This is a genomic window from Paenibacillus sp. FSL L8-0435 (genome assembly GCF_037965655.1).
Classification (GTDB): domain Bacteria; phylum Bacillota; class Bacilli; order Paenibacillales; family Paenibacillaceae; genus Paenibacillus.
In genome coordinates this window covers 1,267,631-1,287,089 of record NZ_CP150185.1, presented here as the reverse complement: position 1 = coordinate 1,287,089, position 19,459 = coordinate 1,267,631, and the positions used below count along the sequence as shown (strand labels likewise).

Genomic DNA, 19,459 nt, shown 5'->3' with positions numbered 1-19,459 from the left:
CAGTTCAATCATAGAAAGGTGAAGATTATGCTTAAAAAATGGTTATGGGGTACAGCCCTGACCCTGGCACTTGCGATTACAGGTGTCGTTGTATATTACGGATATTCGATTGTTCATTTTGCCAATAGCATCTCCACGGCTTCCGGGACTTCATCCAACTCGTCCTCTTCCGGCACAGACAGCGATTCAGACACACCAACGACAACGATTCCCAGATGGGAGGGCCAGGAACGGGTGAACATTCTGCTCCTTGGTGGAGACTCAAGAGGCGACGATGCAGGACGCTCGGACTCGGTCATGGTCGCTTCCATTGATCCGGTCACCAAGAAAGCCCATCTATTCTCCGTACTGCGAGATACCTATGTCGCAATTCCCGGGCATGGCAAAAGCAGACTTAATGCAGCCTTTTCCTACGGGGGTGCGGAGTTGACCAAACAAACCGTAAGTGATCTGCTCGGTATTCCCATCCAGCATTATGTCTACACAGACTTTACAGGTTTCATGGCACTTGTTGATGCGGTAGGCGGTATTGAGATCGATGTGGAGAAAGACATGTATTACACCAGTAAAGCAGATAAACATATGTACGACATTGACTTGAAAAAAGGATTGCAGCATATGGACGGCAAGACCGCCCTGCAATATGTTCGGTTCCGGCATGATGCCACCTCGGATTTTACGCGCACCGAACGGCAGCGGATCTTCATGACCCAGCTGGCCAAGAAAATGCAGAGCACCACGTCACTTTTCAAAATCCCGGATATCCTGGAAGCGATCGCTCCCTATATTAAGACGGACCTTAGTCCAACCCAGATGTTAAAACTCGCATCACTTGGCTTCGATATCCATGTGAACGATATCGATCAGCAGCAGATTCCTCCAAATAAGCTGCTCACCAATGAACTCGTGGGCTCAGCACAGGTGCTGGGTGTCGATGTAACGAAACTCCAGTCCTACATTCAGAAACTGTTTGAAGAAGATGCCGCGTCCTCGGAGACTCCATCATCAGAGGACCTGAACTAAAAACAATCAAAAAACTGGAGCATTGATTGAACAAGATCTGCCTGAGTGATATATCGACAGAAAAGACGGCCACAGCCGTCTTTTTTAGTACCTATTTTCTCCATTTAATGCAGTCTTAATGTATAACAGCTACCCTTATAGGATGAACTCCGGTTTCTGGAGGGAGGATTATAATGTGAAAAAACCGCGAATAGCGGAATGGACCGAACTGCGGGGCATTGCCTTTCTGGCAATCGTCATGCAGCATAGTATCGCTGAGTATATCTATCGTGCTGATATTGAACAACCGGATTCCATTATGCTGACTATGATTTATCATCTGACCCGATTTGGTACGCCAACGTTTGTATTTTTATCGGGTGTACTGTTGTTTTACCATCACCGTAACACCAAACCGGAATATCCTCGCTTCATTCGAAAGCGATTTGGCGATATCTATATGCCGTTTGTCGTATGGACACTGATCTACTGGCTTGCTGTCCGTATCTTCACTCCCGCGTTCTGGCGTGGAGGCATACCCGATTTGCGCAGTCTTGTTCGTGAACTATTTATACCACAGACGGGATATCATCTCTGGTTTGTCATTATGGTGTTTCAGTTCTATATTCTGTTCCCCCTGTTCTGGACAGGAGCAAAAGCCATTCAGAGACGTATCCAGAACACCTCACGTTTCACGCCCATGCAAGTCATTATGGGGCTAATTCTCTTTGCAGCAGCACTATATGCCCTGCTTATGCAATGGTCCTACTATAATATGGGGGGCTGGACAGAATCCATGTCTGAGCCTTGGTCAACGTTGCTGCAATATCGCTCCTATTCATGGGTGATGTACTGGTTCTACTTTTTACTGGGTGCCGTGTGTGCCTGGTCAGTGGATAGCTGGAGGAGTTGGACCACCAAGGTGCTGCCATGGACGATCTGTCTGTTCATAGGGATGTATATATGGCTTGGATACGATGTGCTGCGTGGGTCCGGGGATGTTGTTAATCTGAATATCTCGACCTATCTGAAACCAACCACATTCCTGATCATTATGGCTCAGATGTTTATGATGTATGGTTTCCTTGTAGTGATGCAGGGCAAAGATACACGGTTTCAGCGCCTCTTAGCCTGGATTGGCCGCTATTCATTTGGTGGATATCTGGTTCATGCACTGGTGATCTACGCGATCGCTTATGTAACCAGACCGCTACAACTCAGTGGATGGCATCTGCCTGTAACGTTGCTATCGTTCCTTGTAACCGTTGGTATTGCTCTTGCAATCAGTTGGGCGCTATCCAAGCTTCCTGGCTCACGTTTCACCGTAGGGTTAATGCGTAAACCACGTTCTATACCTAATTCATCAGCTGCTGTGGACAAAAGAAATTCACCTGAGCGAACTCCGTCACCCGGCCCAACTCGCAGTCCGGGAACGAGTGAGCCGTTTTAAAAATAAAGAAGAGCGTCCCCTCAAGGAGACGCTCTTCTTTATTTCACTTCGCTCGAAGTTGATCGTCCAGGAACAGGTTCCTGGGGACCCGGGGCTGGATGCACGTTGCCCTTCTGATTCACAAATTTCTTCAGATCACCCGTTAATTGTTCCTTCAGCTTGTCCACCAGCTGCGTTTCACTAATGCCTTTTGCCTGAGCAATCTCAGCCAGGGACTTCCCTCCCTGAAGCTGCTCGTGCAGTTGCGCAGGAGTGACTCCAATAAACCGGGCAATTTCGCCCTTATCTACCATGGAACGTTTGCCATGGTGGGCAAATTCACGCCGCAAATCACCCAGCGGGGTATTGATGACCTTTTTCAACTTGGTATCCATGTCCGCCTTCGTGGCTGCAGCTTGTTCCTTGGTGAGACAACCTTCTTCTACGGCTTGATCCAGACGCTGTGCCAGTGTAGGCTTCAACTTCTGCAATAACTGCTCCTCACTAAGTCCCTTACGCTCTTTCGCAATCTGGGACAACGTCTTGCCAAGTTCCATCTGTTCTTTCAGATCCCGAAGTCCAATCCCAAGCAAGTCTGCTGTCTCACCAATCATAAACAGACCATGTCCTGCCTGCATGCATGGCTTCGCTGGTTTGCCGGAGGAAGAAGCTTTTGACGCATCTTCATGTTCCTCAGCCCGAACCGTTGAATCAGCGAATGCTACATGCCCTGTTGCTGCTGTTATGACTACGGCTGCCAATCCGGCTGCCATCCATGTTTTCCATTTCAAATTCATTTTTCTGCCGCCTTTCCGATGTCGAAATCCTGTGCCTTCCTAGTTTGAACCTAAAATCCACTTTTTTATGCCATAAAATACAAAAAGTCATCATTTTTCTCACAATTGATCACAAAAAATCCTATTTTTTTCAGTTTATTTCCGCTATACTAAATGTAACTTCATGATCTAGTCGAACAGTCCTTAGTCATCTTATCGCAGGAAGGACGAGATGTAATAATGCGGAAAGATTGGTTAGATCCGTTTAGATCTGATCTGGAGGTCGTGTTTGCTTCAGCGGAACAACGCGTACGGGAATATCCCGAACCCTTGTCAGGACATGCATTAGAGCAGCTACGTTCGGTTAATCCGCTGTTACAAGATTCGGGACACAGCTACATCGGGTACATCATTCCACTTTGGATGCGACACTCAGATAAACTACCCCCAGAGAAAGCACACCAATTAAGTACAGCCTGTCTCATTCACATGTTATATTTTCTGAATCAGGACGACGTGATGGATGAACAACCGGAGAATGCCACATTGAAGTTATCCCTGGGTAATCTATATTACATGGATGCACTTCAATCTTACTCGGTATTATTTAATCCTTCCTCCACGTTCTGGGTCTATTTCAGACAATATGTAGTGGATTGGGCCTTGAGTGTTACGGGTGAGCATTCCATTGATTATTTCCAGCAGAATCCCTTGTTGATTGCGCAAAAGGCTGCCCCTCTCCTCATTGGAGCTACTGGTGCACTCCTTCTTCAGAATCAGTCCGACCGGATCATCCCGGTGTGTTCTGCCATCAACATCACACTCATGACTCTCCAGATGACCGATGACTTCACAGACACGCAACAAGATGCTGTGCATGGAAACTACAACAGCTACCTCTCCCACATATCCGCAGCACTAAATCACAACTATCCAGTTCATCCTCTAAGCGAACGTATACATGACAATGTATACAATACACAACTCATGAACTCTTACGTAGACATTGCTTATCACTATAATCGTATACTAACATCGTCTAACTTAGGAATATCGCATCTTGAGGCGTTTAATTCTTATTTATGCAGCACTTTAGTACAAACTGTTCAGGACATTACACAACGGAAGAAACAGCTTCTCCAAGGCGGGTTTCATCACTGGATTAGCGAGCAACAGTTGGGATTATAAACATAAGGACTAAGCTGATTCAGTTTAATTTTAAATATGAAGGGAATGTTGACGATGATGGTATCAGAGAAAACGTTGCATGAGGATATTATTGAAAAGGCTTGGACTGACGAGCACTTCAGACAACAATTGCACTCCAATCCGAAGCAGGCGCTTCGTGAAGCGTTTGGCATCGTAATTCCGGAGCACATTCAGGTACGTACTGTTGAGGAGCAGCAGAATGACTATGTGCTTGTCATACCTCCCAATCCTTCCAAAGTAAATTATGATGTGAATTGCGGACCGTGGAGAAGTTAAACCGGGTGAGTTATTGGTAATGTAAGAAATCAGGGGTAGGAACAAAAAAGCCGCTGTATCCTTCTGTGAGTTCGTCAATCGACGAACTCGGCAAAAGATACAACCGCTTCTGTTCCTACCCCTTTGGTGCTTGTAAAGCTGATCTGTCCTTGCATCGCTTCAACAATTCGGAATGTCACCATCATGCCCAGGCCTGTGCCTTTGATTTTATTGGAGAAATAAGGCTCGCCCAACCGGGAGAGTGCTTCCTCGTCCATTCCTTCTCCGTTATCCCTGACATGCACCTTAATCATTCCATCCTGCTTGTACGCCCAGATATCAATCTGGCCTTGTCCCTGCAGAGCTTCAATACTGTTCTTGATAATATTGATAAAAGCCTGCTTGAACTTCGAGGAATTGCCCCGAATATATAGATCTGGCGGAATGTCAGTGGTGATTCTACCACCTTCCAGATTAGCCATCGGTACAAGAATGCCTTCAATATGATTGAACTCATCCGAGATATTGAGCGAGATAATATGGTCAAACTCAGGTTTGGCAAAGGTAAGAAAATCCGTTATGATGCCCGAAGCCCGATCAAGTTCTTCCAGTGCAATTCGCACATACCCCTTGTTTTTGTTGTCTTCCTGTTCCGTCATAAGTTGCAGGAAGCCTCTTGTCACCTGAAGCGGATTACGTACTTCATGGGCAACGGAAGCAGCCAGTTCGCTAATAATCTCCATCTTTTCGGATCGCTGCAACTCATTGTTAAACAGCTCCAGTTCCTTGGAATACTCTAGAACTTTAGTATGTTTTTCGGCAAAACGACTTCCGAGAATGGCAATCAACGAGATCACAAATGCAACCATGGACCATTTCCACCATAACAGATGATACGTCCCACTCCGCTGATAATACCACAACAGTTCAGCCACACTGATCAAGGCAAATGTACCGAATCCCGTCGCAAGCAGCATAGCTTCCCGATTTCGTTGCAACGCTTTGGCGATGGTACCAACCAACAGGATTGTTAGCAGAATGACCAGCACAATACCAACCACACGCTGTACGAGTAGATTGTATAGGATCTCCCATTGCCCACCTGAAGTAACATAGATAAATAAAGAGAACACAGCGATAACTGAATATATGAATAGTATTTTTCGCAGTTTGGTGAAGATTCCATGCAGTCCTGGCCCGATAATCTGTTCAAAAAAATAACATAGCGCTGGCATACCCAGCAGCATCGCCAGATCAAATACTACGGAATACAGGTCACCATATACCTGATAGAACGTATACAAAAATTGCGAGTACGTGATGATCATCGTGCCGATGGAACCCATCACGATGCATAGCGAGATCCATAATCCCTTATGGAATTTGCCAAGGAAGAACGTACAACTCAGCATCGTAATCGCTGTGAAGACAAAGGTCGCGCCCAAAATTACATCAATAAGTCCGTTATGAATATATTTCTCCTGTAACGCGGCATAAGGTCCAACCTGAACAGTACCTTGTATCCCCAGACGGCCTTTCTCATTTTGCGACCATACATAGAGCGTGTCACCTGAATTTTCGCTGGATAAGGGCAGCAGCACAGCATTATTATCATAATTGTAATGGTAGTTCTCGTAGACCTTGCGGTCTTCCTGATAAACTACAATATGATTGCCTTTAATGTTCTCAAATCGAATGGCTGAACTTTCCTCACTCAACTCAGGAATGGTCAGGCGAGTCCATAAAGAATTCGAGCGATCCGTATTGCTATACTCTAACTTATCGCTGCCCTGCTTTTCCCATATCTCGTCTGCTCCCTTAACCTCACTGATGAACCCTTGATCGTCGACGTTCCCCCATTTTACTTCCCATCCTGTAATGGATACAGATTGCTGAACCACTCCTGTAGTTGCAAAGACTATCCCATGTGGCATGCCTAGAATAATCAATACACTCATCCATAAGATGACGATAGCTTTGGGCACATTTTTCATTCACAGCACCTCAAAGTTCTAATTTTCCCTATCTTAGATTCTCTCATTTATCATTCGCCACCGTTTGTCACGTCACCTTCTTGAGATAAAATGAAATTTCACATTTAAGTCGATTTATAGTCTTATTTCCATTTTATTGTTAAAGATATTCGATTAATCACGCAAGTCTTCGAACTGGTTCACGATCATTTCTCGTTCTTTCTGTTCAACTTGACTCCGAAATTCAAGCCACTGCTCTGTCTCCTCATCATCATAGATGGTCCATATGTCGGAAAAAAGGAAATCCCGTAACTGAACAACTTGCCCGGACCATATACCACCTACCCAAAACAAACCATCCGGACGACGGATGACGGTACGGGAGAACCCGGGTGTGGAAGCCTTTTGCCCGATACGAATGCGTGTGATCATATTGCCCAGTGTGAACCAGTCCACATGAAATTCCTCCCTTACATATTCAAGCTTCATCATAACATAGGCAAAACAGGAAAAGCTGTAAAAACGATGGCTGCGATTCAATCCTTTGCTCCGGGTGTAATGGTTTCTCAAAGCAAACAAACACGCTAAGGAGATGATTACAATGAATGAGCCACATCGTACGGTTGAGGTGGAACATAAGGATGTTCAGCATAAGTCGGATTCAAGTATGGTCGCTTCCACATTTATTAAATATGCCGCATATGTCATTATCTTTTTCGGATTCTTATACTTCTTGGTTAAATATGTATTCCCCAAATTCTAAGGCATTCATATCGTAGTGAACACCCGGAGATAATAACCTGTGCAAGATTACAATACTAGCGCTTTGGGTAACTACGGGGTAAGAAGCTTTGGACAACCGACAATGAAAGGAAGTGTTACTCATGTCTGACAAACCAATTAGTAACGAAGAGAGCGACCGCTATTATGACCGTTATCAGAGGTCCCGCGATATTCCCCCAGAGACGGAAGTCCCGGAAGGCGATATGGATAGCTTTGATGAAGTTTCCGGCAGACGGATTGTAACGGAAGATTCGGATCTGGCACCCGTAGCTGTAGCCGCTGTGGACGAGCCGGAATTGGATTCACGTTTGGCTGAGACACCGCTGGAATCTGTACCGGATGCAGATCTTCTGCAACCGAACAGTCCGGTTGATCCTGCTGCACCCGATCCGGATGCATTGCATGGTACCGATCTGCTTAATGGTGCTGGTGCGGACGCCAAACCCGAGAACGACATTCCACCACGCCATTAACAGCTGTTATGACATCCTGAATGAGGAGGTGCATACACGATGAAGGAAGATCGCCAAAAGCAGGTGCATGAACCGGATAATCTCGTGACCGAACGGGATATTGACCCGGACTTCGGACTGTTCACTGAGGACTCCTTCCCCGAAGCACTTGAGGATGAGGATCAACGTGATGCGGTCGAGCATGCTATTCCCAAAGAGAAGGCTTCTCGTAAGCCCTCTTCGGATGACTAACTTATATAGATCCGTAGTAGACTTAAAAAAGATGACGTCTGTAATTTCACAGCGTCATCTTTTTTGTTACCTTTCAGTCCACTTTCTGTACGCAATTCAGCGTCACCGCTTTGCAGCAACCTTACTTGTTCCAGGCAGCTTGTGATCCAATCCAGACCACTTCGCTACAATTGCAGTGATTAACAATGCAATTCCGTTAATGATAAAAATCCAGCGAATCGGCAGCCAGCCACCGAGAACACCACCAATGATCGGCCCCGCCATCGTCCCAATTTGGGCAGCGGACTGATTCAAGCTAAATGCTCTTCCCCTGAAACCCGATGCGGTAGCCTGCACAATCATGGCGTTAATCGCTGGATATACAGCTGCAAAGAATAAACCGTACACAAACCGCAATATACCGAATCCGATATACCCTGTTGTGAAGAACTGCAGAAGGTTACCTATAGCTCCGCCAACCAGTCCAATGATCAGCACTTTACCGTATCCAATCCTTGAACCAATCTTGCCCCAGCGCGGTGCCATGATGACTGTTGCTACACCTACCGCGGAGAAAATAATACCCGAGCTAAGTGAGGCACGATCAGGTTGCACACCCATCTCCATCACATAGACCGTCAATAATGGCTCCAGAATCATGACAGAGAATGTACATATGCCCATCATGCCAAGCACTGTCATAAACAGCCGATTCGCTCTCGCTTCACGAATATCATCCATGACATGGGAACGCGCCTTGTTCCGGTTGAAGTTCTCCTCTTTTACCCAGAAGGTTGCGATGATCGCAGAGACCAGCACTACAATGGCCGAAAACAAAAATGCATTCCGGTTACCATAATAATGGCTGACCACGCCACCGATTAACGGTCCGATAATACCACCTGTTGCTCCCGCTGTAGACATAATGCCCAGTGCATACCCTGTCTTCTCTTCCGGTGTATTCGTGCCAACCAGGGCAATCGCTGCTGGAACAAACCCTGCAAGCAGACCCTGGAACAATCGAACAACAATCAGTGAATAGGGGTCCTGCACGAAGTAATTAATTAAATACAAGACGGCAAGACTATATCCCGACCGGATGAGCATGGGCTTACGCCCGTATTTGTCAGCCAGTGATCCCCAGAAAGGAGACACGAGCGCACTCGCCAGAAACGTAATACCGAAGGCCAATCCTGACCATAACTCCAGGTGATCACGAACCCCCAAGTCAGCACTTAGAAACAGGGGCAGGAATGGAATCGAGATCGAATACGCGGTGCTGCAAAAAAATACACCAATCCACAATATGACCAGATTGCGCTTCCACGAGAAGTTCATATACCCACACGCCCTTTCCGTTACTGACGCCGGGACTGCCGTGTATTGGAGCGGACGGAACAGACCCGTACGTCCCCGATGCGGAAGCATTTTCCTTATTTTACACCCATCATTCCATGAAGGCCATCCCTTGTTCACCACAAACACATGTATTACATTGCCATCCTGTCCACAAAAACGGTATGATAGTTGGGTAAATATCCAAATAGGGATTTGGAGAAAATATATGATGCAGAGATGCAAGGAGGAACGTTTTCATGTCTTTAACATGGAAAAAAAATACAGTAGTTTCGCTGGTACTCGCGATGCTGCTTATCGTCATTAGTGGTTGTGGACGCCCTTCGAGTGGCGCTACAGAAACACCAGCTCCAGTTGAACCAACGGGTCCCAATCCAGTAGCTACTATTGAAATGGCAGATGGCCAGAAGATCGTCATTGAGCTATATCCCGAAATTGCACCCAATACGGTGAACAATTTTATTTCACTAGCGAATCAGGGTTTCTATGATGGCACAATCTTTCACCGTGTTATTCCAGGTTTCATGATTCAGGGCGGAGATCCAGAAGGTAATGGTCGAGGTGGCCCAGGGTATGCCATTAAGGGTGAATTTACATCCAACGGTCACAAAAACCACCTGAATCATACCCGCGGAGTCATTTCCATGGCACGCGGAGATAATTTGGATTCGGCTGGTTCTCAGTTCTTCATCATGTTAGCTGACGCGGATCATTTGGATAATGCCTATGCTTCCTTCGGTAAAGTAACCGAAGGTATGGAAGTTGTTGATAGTATTGCTGCTCAGGAAATAGGTCAAGGTGACAAACCGGTTACCGATCAAGTTATGAAAAAAGTTACGGTAGACACCCACGGTCTGGAGTATCCAGAACCGGTAAAAATGCCTTAATTAATATCCATGCCAAACGGATGATAATCCTTGGGTATGACTTGTAATGAGCTCTAAACAAACAAAAGCTCTGTCCTGTGCGAATGTCGCAAGGCAGAGCTTTATTTATTGATTTTAATGATAACGGTTACATATATGACTTTATAAAAAATGACCTCTTCCGGCATCATCCTCAATACATCCATCCCATCAAACGTAACCAGCCGATAATCGCAATCCATAACGGGCAGCTAAAGGCAACGCCCCATGCAAGCCCTTTCAGTAAACCACGGTTTACTTCCACGAACAACGACTCCTTTCTCCAGGGAATAGTCGCAGTATCGGTAATAGTATATGATTTTATACCCGTTTTCATTCGTCACGCAACACTCGTTTTCCTGCTTTTGTTCCGCAGATTCATGGAATGCTTTACGGGAACCTGATATACTATGACTACTGTACGATAAATGGAACCTGATTCATGTTTGGAAAGGAGATTTTCCTATGGCAAAATCCAAAAAACGCACTCCTGCTCCCAAAGCAGCAGTAGCACAGGATAAACCCACAACACTGAAGGATCTGCTTAGCAGTGATGTGCTGGAGAAGCTGAAAGCTCAGGCGGATGAAGCCAAGGCTGCCGAAGCGGCTCTTAAAGAACAGGAACGTCAGCAAGCAGAAGAAGCTCGCCAAGCGGAGCAGAAGCGCCGGGATAACGACTTCGAATATTTGCTTAATAACAGTGCAATGGACTGGAAGAAACATAAGTAAGTATCGGACATGACTTGAATGAGTTTCCCACCATTCACATGCCAAAATAAGTTAACAGCAGACAGATGATGAAGTTGATCTGTTCCAGAACAGGGCCGCGTTGCGGTCCTGTTCTTTTTGATATATACACATATGATTCATCAGTCTTGAGCCGGGTATGTAAAAGTAGAGCGTACAACGACAATCTATACCATACGGAGGGATCAGAGATGACTGAACAGCGTTTGGAAGGAAAAGTCGCAATTGTAACCGGAGGTGGATCGGGTATTGGCCAGGCGACCGCTATTCGTTTCGCCGAGCATGGAGCCAAAGTGTACATGCTGGATCGCACACCCGAAAATGCGGAGGAAACCAAGCAGACGATTGAAAAAGCTGGCGGAGAAGCGTATGTGATCGAATGTGATATCTCCAAACCGGATAATGTGCAGAAGGCGATCAATCAGGCTGCGGCTGAAGCGGGTAAACTGGATATCATATTTGCAAATGCTGGCATCAACGGAACGATGGCCCCGATCGAAACCATGGACATCGAGGACTGGGACCAGACGATGGAGATCAATATGCGCGGAACCTTCGCAACCGTCAAATATGCCATCCCCCATCTGAAAGAACATGGCGGCAGCATCATTATTACCAGTTCCATCAACGGTAACCGGGTCTTCTCAGGGATCGGTTTCTCTGCATACGCTTCCAGCAAAGCAGGACAAACTGCGTTTACGAAGATGGCCGCACTGGAGCTGGCTCGTTATAAGATCCGTGTTAACGCTGTCTGCCCAGGAGCCATCGATACCAACATTGATGATAACACCTACCCGTCGGATGATCTGAAAGAAGTGCAGATTCCTGTTGAATTCCCCGAAGGACATGAACATCCGCTCAAGGGCGAACCTGGAACGTCGAAGCAAGTGGCGAACCTCGTTCTGTTCCTCGCTTCCGATGAAGCCTCTCATGTTACAGGTACACGAATCTATGTGGATGGTGCGGAATCTCTGCTCCGTGGATAAATATAAATATAAGTTGGCCTTTTTCAGGGACAACGCCCAAACATCCCGCAAGCGATCTGATTCGTTCCATTCAGATTACTGCGGGATGTTTTATTTATATAGAGTTTATAATGCGGCGCAGGCGCAACTACAAGGATTATCCCTATACCGCGGAGCTTTTACCTTTTTTCACACGATGCTTCAACCGATCTGGAATGGCAAAGAGCAAAATGTACATCAGCGAGAACAAAACTAGCGCAAGTATCTCTTCCCCAAGGATGTACATGGGATACGGACCTAACATATCAAGCACCGAGGGTGTACTCGGCTTGTGTCTCAAAAACATATAATTCGCGTCAAGCATAATATCTACAACGTATACGATTAATGCTGCCACATTCACAAATATCATCGAACCTGTTACAGATCTCCAGCTAGGTCGCAGCTGTTCCACCCAGGTCATGTATAGTAAGGCCATAATGATACAGGCATGAGCAACGAAAAATTGAATGAATCGAAAATGAGCATAACCATAACCCAGATTAGGCGTCAGGATCGCCATAAGGGCTCCAGCAATACCTGCAAACAGCAGTGCAGAATGTAACAGTCGACTGCGTGTCAGTAGTAACAACGCCGATAATAGCAGAGACAGACTGCATAGTTCGAGCGGCAGTGAGGTCTGCAGGCTCCAAATCCCTCCATACACATACCAGAGTTGCAGCACGATTTCGCAGGCAAACATGACACAGGCCAGAGCGATTCGCAGTATGCGGCGTGCCCTCTCTGACCATGATCGAAGATGGTGTCGAAGCAAAAACATTAGTACAATACATGCTGTAATTACGCTAATTGAAACGATATGTGAACGGGAGAACAGGATAAACGGCTCTGCGTCATAAGGGTCCAGCCATGGTGGATACGCCACGCATCTCTTCTCTCCTTTTCGATTATCTCACCAACATTATCTCTCTTTAATGTTAACTTTTTCATTTTGCCATTGAATGAAAATGCTGTCCAGTTGGAATTCTAAATAAGCATTGTAATTTAAATATCTTTATGTTAAGATAAATCCAGAACCAAAACAAACGAAAAGTTAGTAACTTTCTTAATAAAGAATAAATTTAAATAAACTCAAAAAATGTTCAACTGAACTTTTACACTATCCCATTTCATCTAGGAGGAATTTATTATGCAAATCAAAGGACTTCACCACGTATCAGCTCTAACAGCACATGCCGATCAGAACTATCGTTTCTACACCAACATCATGGGTTTGCGCCTCATTAAAAAAACGGTCAATCAGGACGATGTGTCCGTCTACCATCTCTTCTATGGCGATGAGAAAGGCAATCCGGGTACCGAACTTACCTTCTTCGAGATTCCGATGGCCGGACAGACTCGTGAAGGTGTGAACAGCATATCTGGCACGTCACTGCGCGTTCCAAGTGATGCGGCACTTACTTACTGGCAGCAGCGTTTTGACGAATTCGAAGTCCCACATGGAGAGATTGTTGAACGGGGTGGTCGTGCCACACTCTCGTTCACAGACTTTGAAGGACAACGTCTGATTCTGGTCTCGGATGAAAATAATACAGGTGTCGCTGGTGGTAAACCCTGGGATCAGAGCCCTGTGCCTGCCGAGTATGGCGTTGTAGGCCTTGGCCCTATCCATCTTACGGTAAAAGATGCTTCCCTTACCGCTCCGGTTCTTACCGAACTGCTCGGTTTCAGAGCTAAAGGAAGTTACCCTGCCTTTACTCCAGGTCAACCTGATGTACTCGTTTTTGAATCCGGTGAAGGTGGCAGCGGCTCCGAGGTGCATGTTGAGGAACGGAATGACCTTGCCCAAGAGCGTCCTGGACGTGGCAGCGTACACCATGTTGCGTTCCGTGTGGATAATGAGGAAGAACTGAAACAATGGGTGGAACGGGTTCGTAACTTCCAATTCCCTAACTCCGGGTTTGTAGATCGCTTCTACTTCCGCTCCCTGTATTTCCGTGAAGCAAACGGTATTCTGTTCGAACTTGCAACCGATGGTCCGGGATTTGATACAGACGAAGAATTGGAGCATCTGGGTGAATCGCTTGCTTTGCCTCCATTCCTTGAAGGTCGCCGCGCCGAGATTGAAGCCAATCTCAAACCGCTGGATACCGTCATTCGTTAAACATTAAAAACGATTATCACCATGTGTGTTATGGACTTGATCCAGCAACACCATTGTTGATAATCGTTTTTTATTACGTCTATTTTATTTAACCAAATACGATGTTGTAAGAGGTACAAATAGCGATGAACCTGGATCTTCTGAAACAATCTCAACAAACACAGCTTCAGTGCCCGATACATCCACGTCAAGGCTAACCAATCCGCTTCCCGGCGATATACTCAACTTTTTGAGAACCGTATTGTCCTGGTTGATTACCTGTATCTCCTGATTCCCTTGAAGAGCGGCCAGTTCCAGATGCAGGGAAGAATACTTTTTGCCCGTCATGATCTGGAAGTCGTCTCCTTGCTTCACGGAATCTGTATGCAGATATACATCTTTATAATCCTTGCCTTTGTAAGTAGTCTCCGCAGGATCTTTGGTATGCCATGCGGTAGATCCCAACACCGTCGTTCCCAGTGTACTTAGTGTTACTTTATCGTTGGTTACTGGCCCGGTTTCATTTTTCCCACCAATCAGGACGGATGAAGTTGCACTGTCATAAGTGATCTCTGTCCCAAGCAAGGATCCTACAGCACGTACAGGCAAATAAGTCGTTCCGTTGTAGGTGATAGGCAACACTGTTTTACCATTTGCATCTTTGGCTGTCACCGTGGCACCATTCATTTTTAGCGTAATCTTGCTGTTCAGATAGGCTTTAATCTGTTCCAGTCCTGTTGCTGCGAGTGCACCTGTTCCGATTCCAAGCGTTAATGTGCCTACCATCAAACCCAGTACAACCTTTTTCTTCATCAAAATCCCTCCTGAATGTTAAAATGATTTGTCCTTTATACATTTAAACGACTAAAGTGATAAAGTCAATTGTTTCCTGCATTTTTAGTGCACAGTGCCTATTTCCGGGCAGCACAAAACGAGGCTGTATGTCCCGATTTTTTTCAGCCTCGCCCTGTTTCCCACTGTCCGTATACGGAGTAAGGAAGATATTCTTGTCAGATGTTCACTTAACTCCACACTCGAGAACTTTCAATTCCCGTTGTATTACGATATCAACATGACACCATTAATCAAAAGTTTCATAATATTCTTCTTCATACACTTCCATACTGTACTTCAAATCTACGGCCTTCCACTCACCATCTTGATACTCATAAGTAAATGTCAGATCACCGGCATATAAAGCCGCACCGTAAGATCCTGCTGCTGATACGACAAGCTGGCCATCTTCTATACTGTAATAGGTTACTCCACCGAATCCCAACTCTTCGTTATATACGCCGCCACTCGTATCTTCCTCGATCCGTAAAGGTTCTGCTTGAACGCCATCAACGGTGACATCAACATCCACACGGTCTGATCTAACCGTAACTTTCGACTTCACATGTTGTTTCGCAATCTCATCCAGAGATTGCATCTTCATCTCTTCCAGCGTTACCGGATTAATGATACGTGCTTGTCCTAAATAAATACCTGTTCCATGACCTTCCGTGTACAGAACAATAATCTCTTTCTGGCCGTCTCCATTCAGATCCAGCTCGTGCACTTCGGGTTTGTAAGACCCACCTTCTCCCTGCCAATCCCTAAATTCTCGCGTTTTGCCGTCCACTTCCAGAATCATTCCGTTATATATATAACCTGAACCCTCAACTTTCATAGGGTATAATCTGACTTTCTTATTCTCTGGAGCTACCGAAACGTATTCCTCTTTCACGGGAATGGATTCCTGTGTTGTCTTCGTTGTGTCATGCATTTTATCTATATTGGAAGCCTCGACCACTGCGGTCTGGCTGGATTGATCATCTATGTTAAGCTGTTTTTGCGATTCATTCATGGTTCTGGCAGCCGAAGTTGTACTAATCGTAGCTACCGCCAAAATAATCATCAGCAGGATACCTGTCCAAGTTTTCAATATACTGGGCTCCTTTATCTGTTGTGATAATCCTATTATATCTTCATTTATCGCTTGCAAGTTGCGAATTTGTTAATCTTTCATAAAATAATCTTTACAAATTTTCGTTTTCACGAAAGAACGTTCGGTTTTAACCAGAATAAGCAAATTCTCATGCCAAAACTGTTCTCCAAAAACAAAAAAAAATCCCGAACACAGCTTAAGGCTGCATCCGGAACGCTTTGGTTTTGTCCAATAACCGATCGGTTAATTGTCTCAGTTCTTCAGCCGAGGATGAAATCTCCTCCATGATGGCTGTCTCTTCATGTGCGGCATCCATAATTCGTCTCGCCTCATCCGAGAACGATCCGGCTTTCCCCTGGATCTTCTTCACATGACCGTGCGTTTGCTCCACGCGACCGGTCTGTTCCGCGATCTTGGAACCGATATCATGAGCACCCTTCATAAATACTTCCACTGTGCCTGTCAGCTCATGCAACGTCTGATCCACAGAGATGGTCCGCTCCGATTCATTGACCACGAGACCATGCTGCTCATGAGACAGTTGGGCTGTCTCCCTGATCCGTTGCTGCACACGACTTATCAGCTCATTAATACGATGTACCGATTCCTTACTTTCGTCTGCCAGCTTGCGGATCTGCTGCGCCACGACTGCAAAACCAGAACCCTCTTCTCCAGCTCGTGCAGCCTCAATTGAAGCATTCAGGGCAAGTAACCCTGTTTCCTCAGCAATGTTTTTGACAGAATGGGTAATTACCTCGATATCGGAGGCTTCCTTCTCCAGCAGCAGCATAATGTCACGGGAACGATTGTGCGACTCGGCCAGCTCGTCCATCCCTTTCATCAACGATGAAAAAGTCTGTTTAGTATGATCCACCGATCGTTCCATCTGACCGGACATCTCTGTCATGTCCATGGACTGGCTATGCATACGCTGGAAATCGTTCAGCATCTCATCCGCAGTGATCAGAGATTGATGGGAAGTGACCTTCTGTTCTTCTACGCCTACCGCAATATGATCCACCGCATCCGACATCATCTCGATCTGTTCCGCGGCCTGGGTAATCGCTTCACTCAGAGACTGTGCGTTCTGTGAAGTCGTTCTTGTGCTGTCTGCAATATCATTTACAATGCTTCGAAGGTTAGAAACCATTGCGCGAAAAGCATCATATAATACGGTAAGTTCATCCTGCGTGCGTCGCTGCGGAATTTCGGTTGTCAGGTCACCCGCTGAAACCTGCTGTGCAGCCCGGGACAGGTGAACGATTGGACGAGTCAGCCAGCGTGAGGCAAACCATCCCAGAATCCCGTTCCAGCATACTCCCATGATCAGGATAATCGATATGTACACCCAATTCGGAATATCTAACGTAATCCAGTCTTTGACAAAAAATATAAAAAAGCCGCTAGTTCCGTAGGTAATAATCGAAATCAGTACCAGACCTGCGACAGTCTTTGCTCCTAAAGTCCATTTCATGTGCACACCCCGTAGTCCTTTTTTCCTATTTTACCAATCAGGTACCAAATATCATGTGATATACATCACTGAAAACGTTCTATTCCTCCCATACTTGCCGTTCATGCATGACTTCTCTATCATAAAGCGCATAATGTATAAGACAAGCTTGGCCCCCCTCCCTTTCTTAAAAATTGAATAATATCCCAATTTAATATCCCTAATTTTATTTATTATCGGCACAAGAGGACAAATGATTTAGATTGGCATCCATTTTGCTTAAATGATATACTGAGTGCGCTTCAGCAACACTGAAGCCGAACTATTTTTATTGATGCCACTGGAGGCGAACGAGATGTCTACTATGTCCACACGGACGGAGAAAGATTTTATCGGTGAAAAAGAAATCCCGGCTTATGCTTATTACGGAATTCAGACGGTACGGGCCGTGGAAAACTTCCCGATTACCGGCGTTCCGGTACACCGGGAGCTGATCACGGCTCTGGCTGCGGTGAAGAAGGCAGCAGCGATTACCAACATGGAGTTGAAAATGCTGCCGAGCAAGATTGGCGATGTGATCGTCATGGCGGCTGAAGAAATGATGAAAGGCCATCATTTGGATCATTTTATTGTAGACTCCATTCAGGGTGGTGCAGGCACCTCCATGAATATGAATATGAACGAAATTTTGGCCAACCGCGGGCTGGAACTGTTAACGAAAAGCAAGGGAGACTACTTCCATTGCAATCCAAATAATCATGTGAACATGTCCCAGTCTACTAATGACGTGGTTCCTACAGCACTGCGCATTGCGGCGTACCAACTGTCGGAGACGTTACTCGCTACCATGAAAAGACTACAGGATGCATTCCGTAAAAAAGAACTGGAATTCAACGATGTGGTCAAGGTTGGCCGTACCCATCTTCAGGATGCCGTACCTATTCGCCTTGGACAAGAATTCGGAGCCTATGCCCGTGTAATCGGACGGGATATTGAGCGTCTTGAATTCGCCAATCGCCGCTTGCTTACCATTAATATGGGTGCAACTGCCGTAGGTACAGGACTTAATGCCAAACCCGAATACATCGTCAAGGTTACAGAGCACCTGTCTGATGTTACCGGACTTCCACTACAAACAGCTGAGGATCTCGTGGATGCAACGCAGAACACAGATGCCTATCTGGAACTTTCAGCAGCGCTGAAGGTATGTGCGGTTAGCCTTTCCAAAATCTGTAATGATATTCGCATGATGGCTTCGGGTCCGCGTGCAGGATTTAATGAATTGCGCCTGCCACCACGTCAGCCAGGTTCGTCCATTATGCCGGGCAAAGTTAACCCCGTTATGGCGGAAGTCATTAACCAGGTATCCTTCCAGGTGATGGGGAACGACCATACAATCTGTATGGCGTGTGAAGCCGGTCAATTCGAGCTGAATGTCATGGGACCAGTTATTGCGTTTAACTTGCTGCAATCGCTGAAAATTATGAATAACGGCATCGATGTTTTCACGCGTTATGCAGTTGAAGAGATGGAAGCTAACCGTGAGCGCTGTGAATTAATCATGAACCAAAGTTTCAGTGTGGTTACGGCGTTGAACCCGCATTTAGGTTATAATGTAGCAGCTTCCATCGTGAAGGAAGCGCTCAAGACTGGACTTTCCTTGCAAGAGATTATTCTGGAACGCGGATTGCTCACACCGGAAGAACTGGAAGAGATTCTTCATCCGGAACAGATGACTACACCAGGGATTGCCGGAGAACACTTCCTGCGTAATATGGAACGTTTGTAGGTAATCAGGAAAACTGGTACAGCAACCCATACACGAATGATTAACAAGAACCCCCGCAGAC

General features: G+C 45.9%; 20 protein-coding genes. 12 read left to right on the top strand and 8 right to left on the bottom strand.

All coding sequences use genetic code 11. The annotated features are described in order from the left end of the window. Positions 1–27: 27 nt before the first annotated feature. Entirely contained in the window at positions 28–1,023 is a 996-nt protein-coding gene (locus NST33_RS05750) for an LCP family protein (RefSeq protein WP_221819033.1), read from the top strand. A gap of 175 nt (positions 1,024–1,198) precedes the next feature. Beyond that, positions 1,199–2,452 (top strand): acyltransferase, encoded by a 1,254-nt coding sequence (locus tag NST33_RS05745; protein ID WP_221819032.1) that lies wholly within the window; start codon positions 1,199–1,201, stop codon positions 2,450–2,452. Between the two features lie 38 nt (positions 2,453–2,490). Here NST33_RS05745 and NST33_RS05740 read toward each other — a convergent pair whose 3' ends face one another. Further along, positions 2,491–3,228 (bottom strand): hypothetical protein, encoded by a 738-nt coding sequence (locus NST33_RS05740; protein WP_221819031.1) that lies wholly within the window; start codon positions 3,226–3,228, stop codon positions 2,491–2,493. Between the two features lie 219 nt (positions 3,229–3,447). Between NST33_RS05740 and NST33_RS05735 the strand changes: the two genes are divergently transcribed. Both NST33_RS05735 and NST33_RS05730 read left to right on the top strand, forming a co-directional pair. Then, complete coding sequence (locus NST33_RS05735; protein ID WP_221819030.1) at positions 3,448–4,395, top strand: hypothetical protein; 948 nt, start codon at positions 3,448–3,450, stop codon at positions 4,393–4,395. Positions 4,396–4,449: 54 nt separating this feature from the next. Further along, positions 4,450–4,692, top strand: coding sequence for an NHLP leader peptide family RiPP precursor (locus NST33_RS05730; RefSeq protein WP_091015589.1), 243 nt, complete (start codon positions 4,450–4,452; stop codon positions 4,690–4,692). A 74-nt stretch (positions 4,693–4,766) separates the two neighbouring features. On the opposite strand, the gene NST33_RS05725 is transcribed toward NST33_RS05730, so the two are convergent. After that, positions 4,767–6,665: a HAMP domain-containing sensor histidine kinase gene (locus tag NST33_RS05725; protein ID WP_221819029.1), complete on the bottom strand. Its 1,899-nt coding sequence runs from the start codon at positions 6,663–6,665 to the stop codon at positions 4,767–4,769. 153 nt (positions 6,666–6,818) lie between these two features. Then, entirely contained in the window at positions 6,819–7,100 is a 282-nt protein-coding gene (locus tag NST33_RS05720) for a hypothetical protein (RefSeq protein ID WP_017690238.1), read from the bottom strand. A 145-nt stretch (positions 7,101–7,245) separates the two neighbouring features. Between NST33_RS05720 and NST33_RS05715 the strand changes: the two genes are divergently transcribed. The 3 genes from NST33_RS05715 to NST33_RS05705 all read left to right on the top strand — a co-directional run bounded on the left by NST33_RS05715 (position 7,246) and on the right by NST33_RS05705 (position 8,131). Then, the gene (locus NST33_RS05715) at positions 7,246–7,407 is read left to right on the top strand and encodes a hypothetical protein (protein ID WP_221819028.1); all 162 of its coding nucleotides are present in this window, start codon (positions 7,246–7,248) and stop codon (positions 7,405–7,407) included. Between the two features lie 121 nt (positions 7,408–7,528). Further along, positions 7,529–7,900, top strand: a complete 372-nt coding sequence (locus NST33_RS05710) for a hypothetical protein (protein WP_221819355.1) — start codon at positions 7,529–7,531, stop codon at positions 7,898–7,900. Between the two features lie 39 nt (positions 7,901–7,939). Beyond that, positions 7,940–8,131, top strand: coding sequence for a hypothetical protein (locus NST33_RS05705; protein ID WP_221819027.1), 192 nt, complete (start codon positions 7,940–7,942; stop codon positions 8,129–8,131). A gap of 102 nt (positions 8,132–8,233) precedes the next feature. Here NST33_RS05705 and NST33_RS05700 read toward each other — a convergent pair whose 3' ends face one another. Continuing rightward, positions 8,234–9,448, bottom strand: a complete 1,215-nt coding sequence (locus NST33_RS05700) for an MFS transporter (RefSeq protein WP_339308621.1) — start codon at positions 9,446–9,448, stop codon at positions 8,234–8,236. A 257-nt stretch (positions 9,449–9,705) separates the two neighbouring features. Here NST33_RS05700 and NST33_RS05695 point away from each other — a divergent pair, with 257 nt between their 5' ends. The 3 genes from NST33_RS05695 (at position 9,706) to NST33_RS05685 (ending at position 12,104) form a co-directional block, all read left to right on the top strand. Next, entirely contained in the window at positions 9,706–10,353 is a 648-nt protein-coding gene (locus NST33_RS05695) for a peptidylprolyl isomerase (protein ID WP_221819025.1), read from the top strand. Positions 10,354–10,836: 483 nt separating this feature from the next. Then, positions 10,837–11,100 carry a YqkE family protein gene (locus tag NST33_RS05690; RefSeq protein WP_036612099.1) on the top strand — a complete coding sequence of 88 codons (264 nt, stop codon included), beginning with the start codon at positions 10,837–10,839 and terminating at the stop codon, positions 11,098–11,100. Between the two features lie 209 nt (positions 11,101–11,309). After that, positions 11,310–12,104, top strand: a complete 795-nt coding sequence (locus tag NST33_RS05685; RefSeq protein WP_076214533.1) for an SDR family NAD(P)-dependent oxidoreductase — start codon at positions 11,310–11,312, stop codon at positions 12,102–12,104. 142 nt (positions 12,105–12,246) lie between these two features. Here the strand turns inward: NST33_RS05685 and NST33_RS05680 are convergent, their stop codons facing one another. Continuing rightward, complete coding sequence (locus tag NST33_RS05680) at positions 12,247–13,008, bottom strand: TIGR02206 family membrane protein (protein ID WP_221819024.1); 762 nt, start codon at positions 13,006–13,008, stop codon at positions 12,247–12,249. Positions 13,009–13,272: 264 nt separating this feature from the next. On the opposite strand from NST33_RS05680, the gene NST33_RS05675 reads away from it, so the two are divergent. After that, positions 13,273–14,247 (top strand): ring-cleaving dioxygenase, encoded by a 975-nt coding sequence (locus tag NST33_RS05675; protein ID WP_221819023.1) that lies wholly within the window; start codon positions 13,273–13,275, stop codon positions 14,245–14,247. An 84-nt stretch (positions 14,248–14,331) separates the two neighbouring features. Here the strand turns inward: NST33_RS05675 and NST33_RS05670 are convergent, their stop codons facing one another. The 3 genes from NST33_RS05670 to NST33_RS05660 all read right to left on the bottom strand — a co-directional run bounded on the left by NST33_RS05670 (position 14,332) and on the right by NST33_RS05660 (position 17,630). Beyond that, positions 14,332–15,039 (bottom strand): stalk domain-containing protein, encoded by a 708-nt coding sequence (locus NST33_RS05670; protein WP_221819022.1) that lies wholly within the window; start codon positions 15,037–15,039, stop codon positions 14,332–14,334. Between the two features lie 268 nt (positions 15,040–15,307). Further along, a complete protein-coding gene (locus NST33_RS05665) occupies positions 15,308–16,153 on the bottom strand; it encodes a hypothetical protein (RefSeq protein WP_221819021.1) in 846 nt (281 codons plus the stop codon). Between the two features lie 199 nt (positions 16,154–16,352). Continuing rightward, positions 16,353–17,630, bottom strand: a complete 1,278-nt coding sequence (locus NST33_RS05660; RefSeq protein ID WP_221819020.1) for a methyl-accepting chemotaxis protein — start codon at positions 17,628–17,630, stop codon at positions 16,353–16,355. A 334-nt stretch (positions 17,631–17,964) separates the two neighbouring features. Here NST33_RS05660 and NST33_RS05655 point away from each other — a divergent pair, with 334 nt between their 5' ends. Beyond that, positions 17,965–19,398: an aspartate ammonia-lyase gene (locus NST33_RS05655; protein WP_221819019.1), complete on the top strand. Its 1,434-nt coding sequence runs from the start codon at positions 17,965–17,967 to the stop codon at positions 19,396–19,398. The last annotated feature ends 61 nt before the right edge of the window (positions 19,399–19,459 follow it).